At 64.0% G+C, this 689-nt stretch carries 1 protein-coding gene; it reads right to left on the minus strand.

Going from position 1 to position 689, the window contains the following annotated elements; genetic code table 11:
• Nucleotides 1–168: 168 nt before the first annotated feature.
• The coding region (locus CKO43_RS25550; protein WP_200380426.1) for a 5'-methylthioadenosine/S-adenosylhomocysteine nucleosidase at nucleotides 169–689 on the minus strand (521 nt) is incomplete at its 5' end.

The raw sequence follows: 689 nt of genomic DNA on the forward strand, positions 1-689 counted from the left end.
GCTGGAGAGTGAGAAAGACGACGGCAAAGGCGGCGAGGGCCGCCGGAAATCCGCGAAACAGCGCAACCACCGCACGCTCCCCAACACTTTTATTGCGTCAGGCAAGCATAAGGTCCGCCTTCAAGGCGGTAAAGCCGCTCCTTGCGGAAGCGGCTTTACCGCAGGCTCTCAGCGTGCCGCCGTGCGATGCGGCAACTGGGTCCAGTAGGCGCGATCCATGGCGGCGATGCTGCTCTCCAGCCGGTCGATCACCTTTGCGAGAGACTCGTCGACAGCCTCCAGATAGTCGGCCCAGTCGCGGAAATGGCGGAGCTCCGCCTTGCCGTCGCTGATGCCTTTGAGGGCGATCGTCGGCAGGTCGAAGGCATGGCCGGCGCGCATCACCGCAAAGCCTTCCATGTCGACCATGTCCGCATCGATGAGATCATAGGCGGCGCCGGAGACGACGTTGGAGCCGGTCGACAGCCTTGCGGCGGTGACATCGGCGATTTGCTGGGGGATTGCGATTTCCGCGGGGAGATCGACGAAAGGCGTGCGGCCCTTCTCGAAGCCGAGCGGGGAGGCATCCATATCGCGGTAGCTGATATGGCTCGCCTGGTAGACCATGCCCTGTTCGAGTGCCCGCGCGCCGGCACTGCCGATGGAGACGAGGAGATCCGGGCGTTCTTCGGGCTTCGTTCGGGCGAGAA

The organism is Rubrivivax gelatinosus (genome assembly GCF_016583785.1).
Classification (GTDB): domain Bacteria; phylum Pseudomonadota; class Gammaproteobacteria; order Burkholderiales; family Burkholderiaceae_C; genus Rubrivivax; species Rubrivivax gelatinosus_B.